The sequence below is a fragment of the Aeromonas sp. A600620 genome (genome assembly GCF_029479985.1).
Lineage (GTDB): Bacteria > Pseudomonadota > Gammaproteobacteria > Enterobacterales > Aeromonadaceae > Aeromonas > Aeromonas veronii_A.
In genome coordinates this window covers 1-17,305 of record NZ_JAAKXB010000013.1, presented here as the reverse complement: position 1 = coordinate 17,305, position 17,305 = coordinate 1, and the positions used below count along the sequence as shown (strand labels likewise).

The following is a 17,305-nucleotide window of genomic DNA, read 5'->3' as shown; positions in this document are numbered from 1 at the left end:
TCTGTCATGAAAGGAAATCTCGATGCTCGTTGAACGTTTGGTTGCTGCCCGCTGTTCCGATCCCTTCTCTCACTTAGGCCTGCAGGCCAATCCGGATGGGCCCGGCCTCAAACTGACCGCCTGGTTGCCTGATGCCCTCGAAGTCCGCGTCAAGGATCTCAAGTCGGGCAAAGTCGTTGCCACCCTGGCGCCCACCGATGAATCGGGTCTTTTTGAAACTGTTTTCACCCGCCGCAAAAACTCCTTCCCCTATCAGCTGATCGCCAGCTACCAAGATGCCACCACCGAGGTCATCGACCCCTATCAGTTTCAGGATGCCGCCTGGGCAGGCCTGGCCGAACTGACCGCCCAGCCGGAAAACCTCTATCACACCCTTGGCGCCCAGCTGCGCACCGTGGAGCATCTTGGCCAGCAGGTGGAGGGGGTGCGTTTTGCGGTCTATGCGCCGAGCGCCACCGCCGTGAGCCTGATCGGCGATTTCAACTTCTGGGATGGCCGCCGCCACCCGATGCAGCGCAGCCTCTGCGGTCACTGGGTGTTGTTTGTGCCGGGCCTCAAGGCCGGGGATCGCTACAAGTTCGAGCTCAAGGATCCCATGGGCAACCGGCTGCCCCACAAGAGCGACCCTGTCGGTTTCTACTGCGAGCAGTATCCGTCGTTCGCCTCCGTGGTCTATGACCACGCCCAGTACCAGTGGCAGGATGCCGAGTGGATTGCCAGCCAGCACAACGACAAACGCGAGCAGCCGCTCTCCATCTATGAGCTGCACGTCGGCTCCTGGAAGCGCCACCCCAACGGCGACAGCCTGAGCTGGCGCGAGCTGGCAGTGGAGCTGGTCGCCTACGTCAAGGAGATGGAGTACACCCACATCGAGCTGCTGCCGGTCTCCGAGCACCCCTTCAGCGGCTCCTGGGGCTACCAGCCGGTGGGCATGTTCTCCCCTACCAGCCGCTACGGCACCGCTGATGATTTCAAATACTTCGTCGACCAGTGCCACCAGGCCGGCATCGGCATCATTCTGGACTGGGTGCCCGCCCACTTCCCGTCCGATGCCCACGGCCTGGCCCGCTTCGATGGCACCCCGCTCTACGAATATGAAGATCCGCGCCGTGGCTGGCACCCGGACTGGAACTCCTACATCTACGACTTTGGCCGCGACACAGTGCGCCAGTTCCTGGTGGCGAGCGCCCTGTTCTGGCTCGACAAGTTCCACATCGACGGACTGCGGGTGGATGCGGTCGCCTCCATGCTCTATCTGGATTACTCCCGCAACGCCGGTGAGTGGGTACCGAACGTCGATGGCGGCAACCACAACTACGAGGCGATCAGCCTGCTCAAGTGGACCAACGAGGAGGTCTATGGCAAGTATCCCCACGCCATGACCATCGCCGAAGAGTCCACCGCCTTTGCCGGTGTCTCCCGCCCCACCTTCCTCGGCGGCCTCGGCTTTGGCTTCAAGTGGAATATGGGCTGGATGCACGACACCCTCACCTACATGCAGAAAGAGCCGATCCACCGCCGCTACCACCACAACGACATGACCTTCTCCATGGTTTACCACTATGACGAGAACTTCATCCTGTCGCTCTCCCACGACGAGGTGGTGCACGGCAAGCACTCCATGCTCTACAAGATGCCGGGCGACGAGTGGCAGCAAGCAGCCAACCTGCGGGCCTACATGGGTTTCATGTACGCCCACCCGGGCAAGAAGCTCAACTTCATGGGCACCGAAATCGCTCAGAGCAACGAGTGGAACCACGACGCCCAACTGCCGTGGCATCTGCTGCAATATCCCAAGCATGCCGGTCAACAGCGACTGATCCACGATCTCAACCACCTCTACCGTCATGAGCCTGCCTTGTATCAGGCCGATTATGAGCAGACCGGCTTCCGCTGGCTGGATCATAACGATGCCGACAACAGCATCTTTGCCTGGCTGCGGGCGGACAAAGAGGGCAAGCAGGCTATTGTGGTGGCTTGCAACTTCACCCCGGTGCCTCGTCTCGAATATCGGATCGGCGTCCCAGCTGAGGGCCACTATCGGGTGATGCTCAACACCGACAGCGAGTATTACTGGGGCAGTAACTATGATGTAGGTCTGGTGTTCGCTGCCGAGCCGACCCCCTGGCAGGGGATGGCGCACAGCATAGTGCTGGATCTGCCGCCGCTGGCGACCTTGTTTATCAAACAGGAGTCTTGATGCTTGTAATGGAAAAAGGGGTGGGCCACCCGCTGGGGGCCCGCCTTGACGAGAACGGTTGCCACTTCTGCGTCTGGGCCCCCCAGTCGGACAAGGTGGAGATCTGCCTGTACGACGAGCAGGAGCAGGAGCTGATGCGGCTGGAGTTGCCCGGCCGCCGTGGCCAGTATCGCTTTGGCTACGTGCGCGGCGTAAAGGCCGGTCAGCGCTACGGCTATCGGGTCTATGGTACCCCGCAGGAGGGGATGCTGTTCGATCCGCAAAAACTGCTGATCGACCCCTACGCCAAGGCGCTCAGTCGTCCCACCTACTGGGATGAAGCCCTCTATCAGGGGGACAGTGCCGGGATGATTGCCAAGTCGGTGGTAGTGGATGACAGTTTTGACTGGCAAGGGGTTGGCAAACCCGGGATCAGCCCGGCCCGCACCATTATCTACGAGACCCACGTCAAGGGCTTTACCAAGCAGCACCCGGGGATCCCCAAAGCGCTGCAGGGCACCTACCTTGGCATCTGTCACCCGCTGGTTATCGAGCACATGAAGAGCCTCGGCATCACCTCGGTGCAGCTGATGCCGGTGGCCGCCTTCATGTCGGAACCGCGACTGGAGCAGCTGGGACTCACCAACTACTGGGGCTACAACCCCATCGCCTTCTTCGCCCCGGAGCCGCGTTACAGCACCAGAGCAGACGAGGCGGTGACCGAGTTCAAGACCATGGTGCGCGAGCTGCACCGGGCCGGGCTCGAGGTGATCCTGGATGTGGTCTACAACCACACTGCCGCCTCGGGCTTCGACGGTCCTACCCTCTCGTTCAAGGGCTTTGACAACGCCGGTTACTACGCCTTCGAAGCGGGCCCCCACGGCCCGGACTACACCCGTCACGCCAACGTGACCGGCTGTGGCAACAGCGTCAATCTGGATCACCCCAACACCCTGCGACTGGTGCTCGATGCCCTGCGCTACTGGGTTACCGAGATGCAGGTGGATGGCTTCCGTTTCGATCTGGCGGTGACGCTGGCGCGGGAAGCGGGGGAGTTCGAGCCCATGGGCGCCTTCTTCAAGGCCGTGATGGCCGACCCTGTGCTGTCACAGGTCAAGCTCATCGCCGAACCCTGGGATATCGGCCCCTTCGGCTACCGGCTGGGTCAATTCCCGAGCCAGTGGCAGGAGATCAACGACCGCTACCGCGACACGGTGCGCGCCTTCTGGCGCGGTGATGCGGGCAAGATGGGGGACTTTGCCACCCGCTTGGTAGGCTCGCGGGATATTTTCCCGAAGAACTGGCGCTCCCCCCACACCAGCGTCAACTACCTCTGCTATCACGACGGTTTCACCCTGGAGGATCTGGTCTCCTACAACCAGCGCCACAATCAGGCCAACGGTGAAGACAATCGGGATGGTCACGGCAACAACCTCTCCTATAACCATGGGGTAGAGGGGCCAACCCTGGATCCGCGGGTCAACAGCCTGCGCCAGCAGCAGAAGCGCAATCTGATTGCCACCCTGCTGCTGTCGCAAGGGACCCCGCACTTCCTCGCCGGGGACGAGATGGGCCGCAGCCAGCTTGGCAACAACAACGCCTACTGTCAGGACAACCAGATCAGCTGGGTCAACTGGCAGTGGCGACCGGAGGATGAACGGCTGTTCGCCTTCACCCAGCAGATGATGGCGCTGCGGGCGGAGTCGTGCGTCTTCTCCAACCTGCAACTGAGCGACGACAGCTGGAATGGCACCCCGTCCAGCTGCCATCAGGTCAACTGGTATCACCCGGACGGCCACCAGCTCACCGATCAGGATTGGCACGCCCCCATGGGGCAGGCATTCGCCATGGATATCGGCATGATCAACTGTGTTGGCGAGCGCTGGTACGTGTTGTTCAACGCCAGCGACTACGATATCCAGTTCCGCCTGCCGCCTCCGGGGGAAGGGCTGGAGTGGATCCAGACTATCGACACCGCCACCAACGATGGGCTGCCCTTCCTGCCCGATGACATCAAACGGCAGGTGGCGGTCGGCCGGGCCCACTCCCTCAAACTGCTGGAGCGGGTGGCGCTGGCCAGCACGGCGGAGGATGCCCAGCCACCGCAGCAGGAAATTCTCCCTGCATCCGGTGAGGAGATGGTTGCCACCTCGATCACAGATACAGGCAAAGCATAAGAGGCATGCTGGAGTCAGCTTTACGGAGCCGCTATGCTGGGCTCCGGTATGGATGGCAAGGAGTCGGTATGAGCAGTAACAATCCGGAACAGTGGCGCAGCAAACTGACCGCCGAGCAGTTTCACGTCTGCTGGGAGAAGGGCACCGAGCGCCCCTACAGCGGTGCCCTGCTCCACAATCGCAAGAGCGGCGACTACCTCTGTGTCTGCTGCAAGAGCGTGCTGTTCCACTCGGATGCGAAGTTTGACTCCGGCTGCGGCTGGCCCTCGTTCGACAAGGCCATCGAGGGGACGGTGGAGTACACCGAGGACAACAGCCACGGCATGAAGCGGGTGGAGATCACCTGCCGCCAGTGCGGCTCTCACCTCGGTCACGTCTTCCCCGATGGACCGACCGAGACCGGCCAGCGCTACTGCGTCAACAGCCTGAGTCTGGATTTCGAACCCGAGGTCTGAACGGTTTACCCATTGCAATAAAAACGGCGCCTCCGTTATGGAGGCGCCGTTTTTTTATCGGGATTTCACCGGCTTCACGCCAGCAGGATAGCAGCCATCACCAACAGGGCCGCGATGGCCGGCACCGGCAACTTCAACACCCGCAGCAGATAAAAGCCGATGGCCGCCAGCGCAAGATCGGTCGGCGCCAGCACCGCACTCTGCCACACCGGCTGATAGAGGGCCGCCAACAACAAGCCCACCACGGCGGCGTTGATTCCGGTGACGGCCCCCGCCAGACGGGGCCGGGCCAGCCACTGTTGCCAGCAGGGGCCCACCGCCCAGAGCAGCAGAAAACCGGGCACAAACAGCGCCATGGTCGCCAACAGGGCCCCGATCAGCGGCATTTCGGGCTGCAGCTGGGCGCCAAGATAGGTGGCAAGGGTAAACATGGGGCCCGGCACCAACTGGGCCAGGCTGTAACCGGTCAGAAACTGCTGCTCGTTGAGAGTGTGTCCCACGCTCTCTTGCAGTAGCGGCAACACCACATGGCCACCGCCAAACACCAGACTACCGGCGCGATAGAAGTCGGCAACCAGCTGGCCAAGCGGGCTGCCGAGCAGCGGCAGGCCGATAAAAAGGATGCCAAACAGCAACAGGGTCGGCCAATGAGGCTGACTGCTGGCGGCAGAAGGCAACTCGGCTGAGGCAGGGCGACTACCCGCCCCGCACTGGCTGCGGGCGCAGATCAGCGCCGCTCCCGCCAGCATCAACAGTTGAGTCAGCAGACCGGGCTGCCACCAGAGTGCAGCAGCGGTCACCACCATGATCCCCTGGGTCATTCCCGTGGCACAGAACTGACGACTCATGGTGAGCACTGCATCGGCCACCACGATGAGCGCCAACAGCTTGAGGCCGTGCAGCGCCGCATCAAGCAACAGATTGCTGCCCAGCTGACCGATACCGATACCGATCGCAGCCGCCAGTAGCAGAAGAAATGAGGGCAGCGTGAAGCCAAGAAAAGCTGAGAGCGCCCCGCCCAGACCGGCGCGATGACGACCGATGGCGAAACCAAGCTGGCTGGAGGCGGGTCCCGGCAGCAGCTGGCACAGCGCCAGCAAGCGGGCAAATTCGGCCTGTGTGAGCCAACCGAGCCGCTGGACGAAGGCGCGCTGGAAATAACCGATATGAGCGGCCGGACCACCAAAACTGATGCATCCCAGCCATAAAAACTGAATAAATACCTGTCCCACGCTCTCCTCCCTCATCCCTCTTCTCCCGATGGAGAGGGGATATTATGACAGCGCGATGATCGTTTTATGACAATCAGACTGATTAGGCCGACACCATTGGCGCATCACTCGGCAGATAGCAGCGTCCCGCCAGCCAGCAGGCGATGGATTGGCGGCTGGCATCGAAGTGGGGCTCGGGCAACGCGCGCGGATCGCACCAGAACCAGCCTTCGCACTTCTCCGGCTCCAGCAGTTGCGGCTCACCATCGGCCTTAGCGTGCAGCGTCACCGAGATATAGTGCAACCCGCTCTCGCGCCAGGTCTCCAGATTGTTGGTCACCGCCACCACCTCGGGCCCGTGAATTCCAAGTCCGGTCTCCTCGGCCACCTCGCGGATCGCCGCCGACTCGAAGCTCTCCCCCAATTCCAGATGACCACCCGGGATCGACCAGTAGGGGGCATGGCTCCCTTTGCGTTTGCCAAGCAGCACCTGGTCTTGGGCGTTGGTCAGGATGACGCCGACCCCGACGCGGGGATAGAGAGTGGACATGAAAACGCTCCTTCAATAAGGCAGTAAAACGGCCCCACCTTAGGCCCAAGAAGGGCACAGGGCAAGCCCCGGCTGCACGGTACCTGCGGCCGTCAGTGGTCCCCCCCCTTGCCCCTTAACCGGTTATCACTGATGCTGGGGAGTGAAGCCCGGATGGAGAGGTCATCCCAATCCTCTCGGTCCCCCATCACCCCGAGGAGTCCGCCATGAAAAAATTGCTCCCCCTGTGCGCTCTGCTGCTCACGGCTTGCCAAACCACGCCGCCCCCCAACTCGCTCGCCATCGATGATGCCGACGCCTGGCAGGCCATTTGCAAAGATGGCACCCGGGTTCGCGCCGTGGTGGCAGAGGGGATCTGTGGGGATCATCGCGGGGTAGCCATGTGGACGAATAAGCCAAGAGCTGAACGGATGGCAGAAGAAGCCGCCAAATAGTGTGATCCAGACACCATAAAATGACTCTACTGGCCAATTGGCCGGATTTTTTCGCGATCTCGCCAGCACTTTGCCACCTTGTTCATGGTGCGCTCAGTTTTCTGTTCCCATACTGGCCCTACAGTTCCAAAAGAGGAGAGACAAGATGCAAACATCCATCGTCGGGCTCTCCATTCTGTGGGGGCTAGCCAGTTTTGGTGTTCAGGGGGATTTCATCGAGAGCCGTGATTCCGTTGCGCCATCCTGGCAAGCCGAGTCCAGAGTGGAGATGGAAGGTTATCTGATTGAATCGCTTGGCGAAGATCGCTGGCTATTCGACAACGGCAGCGAGAGCCTGCTGGTCTCCCTGCCCGAGGGGCAGTGGGTGCCGACCGGCGAGCGGCTGCGAGTTAGCGGCGAACCGCAGCAGGAGCAGAGCGGCTGGCTGCTGCAGGTGGAAGATATCAGCCAGGTCAGCGTCTGACCACGGCAGTCGCCCCGTCACCGCGACAGCTAATCCAGACCCGATAACCACGACCGAATAACCAAGAGCGAATAGCAAAAGAGGAGGCCACTGGCCCCCTCTTTCTGTTTCTATAAACGGTTTGCGCGGGCTCAACCCAGATGGTTGAGCGGCAGCGCCGTCTTGTGCTTGATGCGGCGCAGCACGAAGCTGGAGCGCACCCCGGTCACCCCCGGAATATGGGTCAGCTTGTCCAGCAGGAAGTGCTGGTAGTGCTCCATGTCGCGCACCACCACCTTGAGCTGGTAGTCGGCATCATTGCCGGTGATGAGGTCACACTCCAGCACTTCGGGCAACTCGCTGATGGCGCGATCGAAGTTTTCGAACCGCTCGGGCGTGTGTCTGTCCATGGAAATGTGAATGTAGGCGGTGAGGGTGAGGCCAAGCTGGCGGGCGTTGAGCAGAGTAACGTGGGTGTCGATGAGACCGGCATCCTCCAGCGCCTTGACCCGGCGGGAGCAGGGGGACGGCGAGAGCCCGACCAGCTCGGCCAGTTCCAGATTGCTGATGCGGCCATTCTCCTGCATCAGCTCGAGAATATGTCTGTCTATGCGATCAAGTTTCAGCATCTACCCTTCCTCGTTGCAATGACTAATCCACTTTTCCTAGATTAAGGGTGAACTATTGCAAAAACAACCGAAATAAGTGGTTACTTTGCAACCACTCACCTGCACGGGAGGGATACTATGGTTACATCTTCCGGTGGCAAAGCAGATACCTGACCGGGTCTCTGCGGTGAAGGACCTTACCGGGTCAAGAGCCCCATCAGCCGTCTTACTTTATCGGGAAATGACGGGCTGGAACGAGAGAACCCCCTCCCCGAAGGCAACAAAGCAGGCATCCCGGCGCCTGCTTTGTTGTTTTTGGGCGTTTGGCGCAATCAGAACGCGGGCGGCGTGATGCGATAGAGGCAGCGGTGCGCCCCCTCCAGCAGATACTGCTCCCGCTCCACCGTCGCCGGCGCCAGCAGCTGGCGAAACAGCGCCAGCTCGCTGCGACAAAAACCGCGGCAGGCGCGCGCCGCCGCACAGATGGGACAGTGGCTCTCCCACAGCAGCCAGCTGCCATCCTCTTCGCGGCGGGTCTCCGCCATGTAGCCCTCGCGAGTACGCAGCTCCTTGAGCGCCGCCAACCGGCCAGAGAGGCCATGGGACCCCAGCGCCTCCTGATAGCGAACAAGCATCTGCTGCTCCCGCTGCTGGATCAGCCGTTCCATCCCCTCCTCGCCAAACAGCTCGCGCACGTTGTCGATCAGTTGCACGGTCAGGTCGCTATGGCTATCGGGGAAGCGCTGCCAGGCCTGCTCGGTGAGCTGCCACAGCCGCACGGGACGACCGCGCCCGCGCGCCTCGTCGCTGAATGTGACCCACCCCTCCTGCTCCAGCGTGAGCAGGTGCTGGCGGGCGCCCATGGAGGTCATCTGCAACTGCTCCCCCAGCGCGGCGGCGCTCTGCGGGCCATGGCTCTTGAGCAGAAACAGGATCTTGTCGGTGCTTGCGTTCATGATCTCATTATGGGGAGCGCCCTTTATTAAATCAATAATTCACTTTACTTAATCTCGTCTATGAACCAGCATAAATAAACCAATAACTTTACTTAATGGGTGCAGCATGGAGAAACACGAGCACAAAAATCCCCTCTGGGTGCTGGTCATGACGGTCACGCTGGCAGTTGCAGGCTTCAGTCTTCCCTCCCCGGTGTTGGCACCTTTGCTGCTGGATCCGGCGCAGGGGATGCTGACGCCGGATGCCTCCGACTGGAGCCGCAAGGTGTGGCTGGGGGTCATCATGGGGCTCTATCCGCTGTTCCAGCTGGTGGGCAGCCCCTGGCTCGGTCGCCTCTCCGACCGCTATGGCCGCAAGCCACTGCTGTTGCTCTCGCTGGCGGGGGTACTGGCAGGCTATGCCCTGATGGCACTCGGTATCGCCTGGCGCTCCCTCCCCCTGCTGCTGCTCAGCCGGATTGTAGAGGGGCTGTGCAACGGCAACATCGCCATCGTGCAAGCGATGGCAGCGGATCTCGCCGGCAAGGAGCACAAGGCCCGCAGCTTCGCCTGGATCAACATCGGCATGAATCTGGGCTGGGTAGTGGGGCCGATGATCGGGGGCTACGCCGCGGTGATCTCGGGGGATTACAGTCTGGCCGCCTGGCTGGCCGTCGCGATGACCCTGCTCAACCTGCTACTGGTCTACTGGCTGATCCCCTATCGTCCGCCGGTGGCGGCCACCCTTCAGGCCGCGACTCTCTCCAGCCGCCAGCTGTTGCTGCAACCGGCCCTGCTCCCCTACTTCGCACTCACCCTGATCAGCTATGGCGCCGTGCAGCTCTATTTCACCTACTTCAACATCTGGCTGGTAGAGCGGCTGGCCTGGGATCCGGCCCAGCTGGCGCAGGCGGCGGTGCTGGTGAGCCTGCCCATGATGGCGGGCTCCTGGCTCGGCTCCCGCATCGCCCGCCACTGGCGCGGCAGCTCCCTCGGGATTGTCGGCCATCTGGTGATGGCGAGCGGCATGCTGCTCTTTATCCTGCCTGTGCACTGGTGGGGGCTAGCACTCACCTTCGTTCCCGCTGGTATCGGCATGAGTCTGGGGGAGCTGGCCACCTCGGTGGCGATCTCCAACCGCAGTCACCCGGAGCAACAGGGGCAGGCGATGGGGCTCTACCGCGCCCTCGCCGTAGGCAGCGAGATCCTGGCGGTGCTGCTCGGCAGTCTGGTGCTGCTGGCCGGTACCGAGTGGCCCTTCTATCTCGCCACCCTCTGCTCCCTTGCCAGTGCCGCCGGTTTCTATCTGCTGCGCCGCCGTGCCGACCGTCGTCAACAGCTGGCCAGCTGCACCTGAGCCACGAAGGGATCACAGTTCGGCGCTTCGGCTGCGGGCAAGACTTGCATCGGGGCGCCGGGTCTGGGACGGTAAGGCTCTTTGCGGATTTGTTCGATGCTGGAGGAGCTATGAGTGAGTACAAGGCCATCGCGCTCGATATGGATGGCACCCTGCTGACCCGGGATCACAAGATCTCGTCGGCCACCCGGGCAGCCCTGGCGCAAGCCCGCGCCCACGGCATCAAGGTGCTGCTGGTCACGGGGCGCCACTACATGACGGCGCGTCCCTTCCACCACGAGCTGGCCCTCGACACCCCCCTCATCTGCAGCAACGGCGCCTATCTCTATGATCCGGTGCAGAACCGGATCATCAGCGGCGACCCGCTGGCGGCTGCCCCGCTTACCGAGCTGCTGGCCGCGGTCGAGGCACAGCAGATGGGCACCCTGTTCCATCTGAGCGAGGGGATCGGCTACATCGGCTGTGAAGAGCATGTCACCCGCATCCGCCACTGGTCGGCCAATCAGCCGGACCACCTCAAGATCGCCATCCATCCGGTTGAGGAGCTGGCAGGCTGGCTCGACAACCCGGTCTGGAAACTGGAGCTGTTCAATCAGGATCCGGCGCGCCTGCACACCTTTATGGGCGAGGTGGTCGAGCAGATGCCCTTTACCCGCGACTGGGCGGCCCCCTATGCGGTGGAGCTGGTACAGCCCGGTTGCAGCAAGGGCAACCGGCTTGCCCAGTGGGCCGCCAGCGAAGGGATTGAGATGGATCAGGTGGTGGCGTTTGGTGACAACAACAACGACATCAGCATGTTCGAGCAGGTGGGGCTGGCGGTGGCCATGGGCAATGCGGCCCCGCAGATCCAGAGCCATGCCCATCGGGTCACGGCCGACCACAACGAAGATGGTATCGCACTGGCGCTACAGCGCTGGGTACTGCCCTGAGCTGACAAGATGCAACATGGCCAGCACGCGGGCTGGCCATGAAGAGAGGGATTAACCGCCGAAGGAGAACTGGATCACCCGATCCGGATAACGCAGACGGTTGTACTCCCGGCGCAGGGATTCGTAGTGGCGAATGGCCCGATCGCGCTTGGCGCGGTAATAGTCACGCTGCTCCGTGTTGGTTTCGTTGCGGATGCTGCGCTCCAGCGTATCGATATCACGCTCGGTACGCTCCAGCTCGTCGCTGATCTCCCGCAGGCGGGCAGCCAGTTTGTACTCTTCGTAGCCACGCTGATACTGCTTGAGGAAGCTGGCGTCATTGGGGCATACCCCCAGATAGGCCTGCCCCTCCTTGCCCTTGCTGTAAGCCAGCTCGGGAATGCAGTAGAGCTCCAGCCCCTTGTCGTAGCCCCGTTTCCACTCGGCTTCATCCACTTTGAGGCCATATTCGCTGCAAGACGAAACGTAATCGCGGGTCGCCTGACGGGTTTTGCCTTCCGATCCATCCTGATAACCCAGGTTGTACCAGCTCATGGTGCGGCACTCATCTTCTGACAGGGCACTGCATCCCGCCAGCAATACCGGCAGGGTCAGCAACAGGATTTTGGGGGACATGAACAGACTCCGGAAAAGATAGTGACCGGCATTCTAGAGAGGATAAAAGGCCATAACAAGGGATGCGCTCCCGTGCGGTCTGGCGCGGTTTATTTGATGTTTTTGTCACTATTAAACGCCGTGCCAGACGGGCGGCCAACCCGCTTTCCTTGTTATCAGGCGCAAGGTAAACTGCCCCATCTTTTAACTGGCGCGCAACAAAAACAATGAAAGTCCTGACCGTCGATTACCGCTCACCCGATGCGGCCCAACGCTTCACCGAATCCCTGCGAACCACCGGCTTTGGCGTGCTGACCAACCACCCCATCCCGAAAGAGCTGGTGCAGTCCATCTACGACAACTGGTATCGCTTCTTCATGAGCGAGCAGAAGCAGGATTTCCTGTTCAACCGCGAAACCCAGGATGGCTACTTCCCGCCGTCGGTCTCCGAGGTGGCCAAGGGCCATAGCCAGAAAGACATCAAGGAGTACTTCCACATCTACCCCTGGGGCCAGATGCCGGAAGAGCTGAAAGAGCAGGCGATGGAGTACTATCGCCTCGCCAACGGTCTGGCCGCAGAGCTGCTGAGCTGGGTCGAGCAGTACACCCCGGCCGATATTGCCGCCAACTACAGCTGCCCGCTCTCCTCGATGATCGAAGAGAGCCAGAAGACCCTGCTGCGGGTGCTGCACTATCCGCCGTTCGATGGCACCGAGGAGCCGGGCGCCATCCGCGCCGCCGCCCACGAGGATATCAACCTGCTCACCATTCTGCCCGCCGCCAACGAGCCGGGGCTGCAGGTGAAGGGCTCCGATGGCGAATGGATGGACGTGCCGTGCGACTTTGGCACCCTCATCATCAACATCGGTGACATGCTGCAGGAGGCCTCTCGCGGCTACTACCCTTCCACCACTCACCGCGTCATCAACCCGACCGGTGGCAGCGCCGCCAAGTCGCGTATCTCCCTGCCGCTGTTCCTCCATCCGCGCCCGGATGTAGTGCTCTCCGAGCGTCATACCGCCCACAGCTACCTGATGGAGCGGCTGCGGGAGCTCGGGGTGATCTAGTCCGCCGACGAGCAGTTGTCAGAGACCAAACCGGAGCAATCTCGCTCCGGTTTTTTATTTGGTGGCAGGATTGGGCTAAAAACAGAATTAAATTAGCCAATCATGCCAATAAATCGCATTTACACCTGATAACCGTCGTAGTGATTGCGTAGTGACCTCCGTAACATGAGCGCCATTCTGCCCTGCCAAGGGGCGCTCGATTGGAGTTCTTATGAAGCAGTCCCAATGGTCATCCCGACTCGGCTACATCCTCGCCGCAGCGGGTTCCGCGGTCGGTATCGGCGCAATCTGGAAATTCCCCTATGTCACCGCCGTCAACGGCGGCGGCGCCTTCCTGCTGGTCTTTCTGCTGTTCAGCTTCACCCTGGGGGTGGCGGTACTGATGGGGGAAACCCTGCTCGGCAGCATGAGTCGCCGCGGGGTAGTCGGAGCCTTCTCCGATCTGCTCGGCAAACAGTGGCGCTGGGTTGGGGTAATGGGAGTGATCTCTACCCTGCTCATCTACTGCTTCTACAGCGTGGTGGGCGGCTGGACGCTCGGTTATACCGGCATGGCCCTCTCCGGTCAGCTCAACCATGGGGATGCGGCTGCTCTCACCGCCCGCTTCAATGACTATGTCAGCGGCGACGTCTGGCCAATCCTCACTCACCTGCTGTTTGCCGCCCTCACCTGGATAGTGGTGCAAGGCGGCATTCAGAAAGGAGTGGAGCGCACCTTGCGCTGGATGATGCCGGCCCTGTTCCTGATGATCCTGATGCTGGTCGCCTTTGGCCTCACCCTGCCCAATGCGATGGCGGGAGTACGTCACTTCCTGATGCCCGACTTCAGCAAGCTGGGGATGTCCGGCGTGCTCGATGCCATGGGGCTGGCCTTCTTCTCCCTCTCCATCGGTCTGGGCATTCACACCACCTACGGCGCCTATCTGCCGACCAGCGAAGGGGTTGGTCGCTCCAGCCTCTGGGTGGTGCTGCTGGCCAGCATGGTGGCGGTACTGGCGGGTTTGATGATTTTCCCGGTGCTGGCCTCGACCGGTATCGACCCGGCCTCCGGCCCCGGCCTCACCTTTATGACCATGCCGGCGGTATTTCAGCTGTTGCCCTTCGGTCAGGTGCTTGAGGTGATCTTCTTCGCCCTGCTGGTCTTTGCGGCACTCTCTTCGGCCATATCCCTGCTGGAGCATTTGCAGTGCTTCCTGTGCGAGACCTGGGGCTGCTCACGCCGCACAGCCTGCAGCGCCATCACTGGATTCGTCATGGTTAGCGGTGTTCCGGTCAGCCTGTCGTTTGGCCCGCTGCAACACGCCACCCTGTTTGGCAAAACCATCTTCGAGCTGCTGGACTTTGTCACCTCCAACCTGATGATGCCGCTGTTCGGCCTGATGCTGACGCTGCTGCTGGGCTGGAAGCTGGGACGCAAGGCGCTGCCGCAGGGGATTGCCAGCCACTGGCATCACTTGCTGATGAACTGCTGGCGCTGGATTGCCCCCTTGCTGATCGGCGGGATCTTGATTCGCGGTCTGGTGTGACGGTTACTCTTCACGGGCGGGCTCATCGGCCCGCCCCTGGGCGGCTCTGACGGCATCCAGGGCATGCTGCCAGCGGGTGATCTCGGCATCATCCGTTCCCTTGGAAAAGACGATATAGAGACCGGCCTGATGGAGCAGTACCCCACTGCTGACAATGCTGCGCCGGGATAACCCCATCTTGTCGAGGGTGGCCTCCATCACCAGCTCCGCCATCGGCAAGGCATCGATCTTGCCCAGCATCAGCCGCTCTATCGCCTCCCCGACTGTCTTGTAGCGCACCAGATTGGTGTAGCCCTCATGGGTCAGCCGCACATCATCGGCATTGCCCAGCACTACCCCCACTCTGGGCAGATCCCGCAGCTGTGCCAGCGAGGTCAGCGGGTGGCGACTATCCGGCGCCTGATAGATAAAGACCCGATTGATAAAGAGCGGGCCAACCCATTTGAAATGGGACTCCCGCTCCGGGAGCCGCTGTACCACGAACAGTCCATAGCCGGGCTCGACCCGTGCCAGCGCCAGCGCCCGCTTGAGCGGGTAAATCCGCACCGGATAGCGGGTGCCAAGCTCCTCCTGCACCTCATCGATCAGGCGAATGGCAAATCCGTCGAGCTTGCCGTCGCGGTATTCGGTAAAGGGGGGTAAGTCATGACTCAGCAGGGTTAATCCGGGCTGCGCCGACACACTCAGGCTGATCAGTAACCAGGGCAACACCATACATCTCATACGACATCCTGTTTCATTGTTGTTCCCGTCAGCGCCATGTAGCGGTCACTAGTTCCAGAAGAAGCTACGTCGATTATCGCCCAGTAAATAGCCACAAGGTAGAAAAGATACGGCCCGGCAACGCGCTCGCCGATTGAGTTGTACGTAAGTCAGAGTGGTGACAGCGGCACACATAAAAAAATTTTGATTTTATGTGTCAATTATTCTTTCCATGGTTTAGGCTGTTTCCTCATTCATAAGTCAGGTTGCCACCTCATGTCTGCCATCCTCGTGCTGTTTGGTCGATTTTTTAGCTCGCAAGAGAGGTGACCTTGCACGCACAGTTTTTCTGAATGTTCATTGCAAAGGTCGCCTCAGGCGGCCTTTTTTATGGTCTGTCGTTTATTGCTACAGAGGAGTATTGCTTCGATGTCGTGTTACCCGGAGGTTGTATGAGCCAGGTTCAGTGGTCTTCCCGTCTCGGTCATGTGCTGGCCGCAGCAGGCACAGCGATTGGCCTTGGTGCCATCTGGAAGTTTCCCTATGTGACCGCCACCAATGGCGGTGGCGCCTTTCTGCTGGTGTTTCTGCTGTTCAGCTTCACCCTGGGGGTAGCGGTACAGGTCGGCGAAACCCTGCTCGGCAGCCATAGCCAGCGCGGGGTGCTCGGCGCCTTTCGCAAACTGGTGGGGCCGAACTGGCGCTGGATGGGGTATATGGGGATCGCCTGCGGCTTCTTTATATACAGCTTCTACAGCGTGGTCGGTGGCTGGACCGTGGGTTACGCCGCGCTGGCGATGGCTGGCAAGCTCAACCTGAGCGAGGGGAGCGCCCTCACCGCCCTGTTCAACGGCTATGTCAGCAACCCCTGGTGGCCGGTGCTGACCCATCTGATCTTCGCGGGCCTGACCTGGTGGTTCGTGCAGGGGGGGATTCAGAAAGGGGTTGAGCGGGCACTGCGCTGGATGATGCCCGCGCTCTTCATCATGATGCTACTGCTGGTGGGGGTTGGCCTCTCCATGCCCGGCTCCATGGCGGGTGTGCGCCAGCTGCTGCTGCCGGACTTCTCCATGCTGACCGGCCAGAGCGTGCTGGACGCGCTGGGACTGGCCTTCTTCTCCCTCTCCATCGGGCTCGGGGTACACACGACCTATGGCGCCTACCTGCCCAATAGCGAAGGTGTGCTGCGCTCCGGCGTCTGGGTGGTCACTCTGGCAAGCCTTATCTCGGTGCTGGCGGGCTTGATGATCTTCCCGGCGCTGGCCTCTACCGGCATAGACCCCACTGCCGGGCCGGGTCTCACCTTTATGACCATGCCTGCCGTGTTCAGCCATCTGCCGTTCGGTCAGGGACTGGGGGTGGTCTTCTTCCTGTTGCTGCTGGTCGCCGCTCTCTCCTCCTCCATCTCCATGCTGGAGCATCTGGTGCGCTTCACCACCGAGGAGTGGGGTTGGTCGCGTCGTGGCGCCTGCCGGGTACTGACCCTGCTCATCATGGCCTCCGGCATTCCGGTGAGCCTGTCGTTCGGCCCATGGAGCAATCTGACCCTGTTTGGCAAGACCATCTTCGAGCTGCTCGACTATCTGACCTCCAACCTGATGATGCCGCTGTTTGGTCTGGTTCTGACCCTGCTGCTGGGCTGGCGATTGGGTGATGCCATATTGCCTGCGGGCCTGTCACCCGCCCTGCGTCTGGCGCTGCTCTGGTGCTGGCGCGTGGTGGCGCCGCTGCTGATCAGCGGGATCCTGATCCGCGGGATCATGTAGCACCTTGCGCATCCGTTCGGGCAGGCCTTGGCCTGCCCTTTTTATTGCTGGCGTTTACTTTATTACAGGCGTTCATATGAGCAGCATCACGATGGACAGGAGTGCAGTCGGGCAATCTCGGCAGAGCAGAGTAGAGGATGTGCGAAATGGCAGAGTGGCACTATAAGAGGTGGAGCTTGGTTCGCCACACCGGCAACAGAAGAAGTTGAAGTACTGAATTGCGGGCAAAAAAAATCCCCATCTGAGTGGGGACTTTCTCTGCAAACGCAGCTGATATCTCAGCTTCGCTTGCGAATATGGTGGTCGTTACTGGGATCGAACCAGTGACCCCCTCCTTGTAAGGGAGGTGCTCTCCCAGCTGAGCTAAACGACCT

At 61.1% G+C, this 17,305-nt stretch carries 16 protein-coding genes and 1 tRNA gene; 10 read left to right on the top strand and 7 right to left on the bottom strand.

Annotation, left to right across the window (positions count from 1 at the left end; genetic code table 11):
- Nucleotides 1-22 precede the first annotated feature (22 nt).
- From glgB to msrB, 3 genes are all read left to right on the top strand, one after another.
- Nucleotides 23-2,200: a 1,4-alpha-glucan branching protein GlgB gene (glgB, locus tag G5533_RS15445; protein ID WP_268012063.1), complete on the top strand. Its 2,178-nt coding sequence runs from the start codon at nt 23-25 to the stop codon at nt 2,198-2,200.
- The gene (gene glgX / locus G5533_RS15440; RefSeq protein ID WP_219296176.1) at nt 2,200-4,356 is read left to right on the top strand and encodes a glycogen debranching protein GlgX; all 2,157 of its coding nucleotides are present in this window, start codon (nt 2,200-2,202) and stop codon (nt 4,354-4,356) included. The genes glgB and glgX overlap by 1 nt, the downstream gene beginning before the upstream one ends.
- Before the next feature lie 68 nt (nt 4,357-4,424).
- Nucleotides 4,425-4,811: a peptide-methionine (R)-S-oxide reductase MsrB gene (msrB, locus tag G5533_RS15435; RefSeq protein ID WP_368171407.1), complete on the top strand. Its 387-nt coding sequence runs from the start codon at nt 4,425-4,427 to the stop codon at nt 4,809-4,811.
- Between the two features lie 74 nt (nt 4,812-4,885).
- Here msrB and chrA read toward each other — a convergent pair whose 3' ends face one another.
- Both chrA and G5533_RS15425 read right to left on the bottom strand, forming a co-directional pair.
- The gene (gene chrA, locus G5533_RS15430) at nt 4,886-6,058 is read right to left on the bottom strand and encodes a chromate efflux transporter (protein WP_441255014.1); all 1,173 of its coding nucleotides are present in this window, start codon (nt 6,056-6,058) and stop codon (nt 4,886-4,888) included.
- Between the two features lie 67 nt (nt 6,059-6,125).
- Nucleotides 6,126-6,572, bottom strand: coding sequence for a nucleotide triphosphate diphosphatase NUDT15 (locus G5533_RS15425; RefSeq protein WP_441255013.1), 447 nt, complete (start codon nt 6,570-6,572; stop codon nt 6,126-6,128).
- Nucleotides 6,573-6,778: 206 nt separating this feature from the next.
- Here G5533_RS15425 and G5533_RS15420 point away from each other — a divergent pair, with 206 nt between their 5' ends.
- Both G5533_RS15420 and G5533_RS15415 read left to right on the top strand, forming a co-directional pair.
- Entirely contained in the window at nt 6,779-7,006 is a 228-nt protein-coding gene (locus G5533_RS15420; protein WP_005335715.1) for a hypothetical protein, read from the top strand.
- Between the two features lie 145 nt (nt 7,007-7,151).
- Nucleotides 7,152-7,469: a hypothetical protein gene (locus G5533_RS15415; protein WP_005343224.1), complete on the top strand. Its 318-nt coding sequence runs from the start codon at nt 7,152-7,154 to the stop codon at nt 7,467-7,469.
- A gap of 131 nt (nt 7,470-7,600) precedes the next feature.
- On the opposite strand, the gene G5533_RS15410 is transcribed toward G5533_RS15415, so the two are convergent.
- Both G5533_RS15410 and G5533_RS15405 read right to left on the bottom strand, forming a co-directional pair.
- Complete coding sequence (locus tag G5533_RS15410) at nt 7,601-8,077, bottom strand: Lrp/AsnC family transcriptional regulator (RefSeq protein ID WP_005304871.1); 477 nt, start codon at nt 8,075-8,077, stop codon at nt 7,601-7,603.
- Between the two features lie 311 nt (nt 8,078-8,388).
- The gene (locus G5533_RS15405; protein ID WP_421263514.1) at nt 8,389-9,012 is read right to left on the bottom strand and encodes a helix-turn-helix transcriptional regulator; all 624 of its coding nucleotides are present in this window, start codon (nt 9,010-9,012) and stop codon (nt 8,389-8,391) included.
- 106 nt (nt 9,013-9,118) lie between these two features.
- Here G5533_RS15405 and G5533_RS15400 point away from each other — a divergent pair, with 106 nt between their 5' ends.
- Nucleotides 9,119-10,348, top strand: a complete 1,230-nt coding sequence (locus G5533_RS15400; RefSeq protein ID WP_441255011.1) for an MFS transporter — start codon at nt 9,119-9,121, stop codon at nt 10,346-10,348.
- 110 nt (nt 10,349-10,458) lie between these two features.
- Complete coding sequence (locus G5533_RS15395) at nt 10,459-11,277, top strand: Cof-type HAD-IIB family hydrolase (protein ID WP_441255010.1); 819 nt, start codon at nt 10,459-10,461, stop codon at nt 11,275-11,277.
- A 51-nt stretch (nt 11,278-11,328) separates the two neighbouring features.
- On the opposite strand, the gene G5533_RS15390 is transcribed toward G5533_RS15395, so the two are convergent.
- Entirely contained in the window at nt 11,329-11,892 is a 564-nt protein-coding gene (locus G5533_RS15390) for a DUF2799 domain-containing protein (RefSeq protein WP_005362971.1), read from the bottom strand.
- A gap of 206 nt (nt 11,893-12,098) precedes the next feature.
- Between G5533_RS15390 and G5533_RS15385 the strand changes: the two genes are divergently transcribed.
- Both G5533_RS15385 and G5533_RS15380 read left to right on the top strand, forming a co-directional pair.
- Nucleotides 12,099-12,938: an isopenicillin N synthase family dioxygenase gene (locus tag G5533_RS15385; RefSeq protein ID WP_216979488.1), complete on the top strand. Its 840-nt coding sequence runs from the start codon at nt 12,099-12,101 to the stop codon at nt 12,936-12,938.
- A 211-nt stretch (nt 12,939-13,149) separates the two neighbouring features.
- Nucleotides 13,150-14,463, top strand: a complete 1,314-nt coding sequence (locus tag G5533_RS15380; protein ID WP_441255008.1) for a sodium-dependent transporter — start codon at nt 13,150-13,152, stop codon at nt 14,461-14,463.
- A gap of 3 nt (nt 14,464-14,466) precedes the next feature.
- Here G5533_RS15380 and G5533_RS15375 read toward each other — a convergent pair whose 3' ends face one another.
- Nucleotides 14,467-15,186 carry a substrate-binding periplasmic protein gene (locus G5533_RS15375; protein WP_216979489.1) on the bottom strand — a complete coding sequence of 240 codons (720 nt, stop codon included), beginning with the start codon at nt 15,184-15,186 and terminating at the stop codon, nt 14,467-14,469.
- A 431-nt stretch (nt 15,187-15,617) separates the two neighbouring features.
- Here G5533_RS15375 and G5533_RS15370 point away from each other — a divergent pair, with 431 nt between their 5' ends.
- A complete protein-coding gene (locus G5533_RS15370) occupies nt 15,618-16,931 on the top strand; it encodes a sodium-dependent transporter (protein ID WP_429195999.1) in 1,314 nt (437 codons plus the stop codon).
- 297 nt (nt 16,932-17,228) lie between these two features.
- On the opposite strand, the gene G5533_RS15365 is transcribed toward G5533_RS15370, so the two are convergent.
- Nucleotides 17,229-17,304: transfer RNA gene (locus tag G5533_RS15365), tRNA-Val, on the bottom strand.
- Between the last annotated feature and the right edge of the window lies 1 nt (nt 17,305).

Coding starts and splice junctions, on each gene's coding strand:
- G5533_RS15410 (WP_005304871.1), bottom strand. CDS start 8,077: ATGCTGAAACTTGATCGCATAGACAGACATATTCTCGAGCTGATGCAG.
- chrA (WP_441255014.1), bottom strand. CDS start 6,058: ATGAGGGAGGAGAGCGTGGGACAGGTATTTATTCAGTTTTTATGGCTG.
- G5533_RS15385 (WP_216979488.1), top strand. CDS start 12,099: ATGAAAGTCCTGACCGTCGATTACCGCTCACCCGATGCGGCCCAACGC.
- G5533_RS15420 (WP_005335715.1), top strand. CDS start 6,779: ATGAAAAAATTGCTCCCCCTGTGCGCTCTGCTGCTCACGGCTTGCCAA.
- glgX (WP_219296176.1), top strand. CDS start 2,200: ATGCTTGTAATGGAAAAAGGGGTGGGCCACCCGCTGGGGGCCCGCCTT.
- G5533_RS15415 (WP_005343224.1), top strand. CDS start 7,152: ATGCAAACATCCATCGTCGGGCTCTCCATTCTGTGGGGGCTAGCCAGT.
- msrB (WP_368171407.1), top strand. CDS start 4,425: ATGAGCAGTAACAATCCGGAACAGTGGCGCAGCAAACTGACCGCCGAG.
- G5533_RS15375 (WP_216979489.1), bottom strand. CDS start 15,186: ATGAGATGTATGGTGTTGCCCTGGTTACTGATCAGCCTGAGTGTGTCG.
- G5533_RS15395 (WP_441255010.1), top strand. CDS start 10,459: ATGAGTGAGTACAAGGCCATCGCGCTCGATATGGATGGCACCCTGCTG.
- G5533_RS15370 (WP_429195999.1), top strand. CDS start 15,618: ATGAGCCAGGTTCAGTGGTCTTCCCGTCTCGGTCATGTGCTGGCCGCA.
- glgB (WP_268012063.1), top strand. CDS start 23: ATGCTCGTTGAACGTTTGGTTGCTGCCCGCTGTTCCGATCCCTTCTCT.
- G5533_RS15400 (WP_441255011.1), top strand. CDS start 9,119: ATGGAGAAACACGAGCACAAAAATCCCCTCTGGGTGCTGGTCATGACG.
- G5533_RS15405 (WP_421263514.1), bottom strand. CDS start 9,012: ATGAACGCAAGCACCGACAAGATCCTGTTTCTGCTCAAGAGCCATGGC.
- G5533_RS15425 (WP_441255013.1), bottom strand. CDS start 6,572: ATGTCCACTCTCTATCCCCGCGTCGGGGTCGGCGTCATCCTGACCAAC.
- G5533_RS15390 (WP_005362971.1), bottom strand. CDS start 11,892: ATGTCCCCCAAAATCCTGTTGCTGACCCTGCCGGTATTGCTGGCGGGA.
- G5533_RS15380 (WP_441255008.1), top strand. CDS start 13,150: ATGAAGCAGTCCCAATGGTCATCCCGACTCGGCTACATCCTCGCCGCA.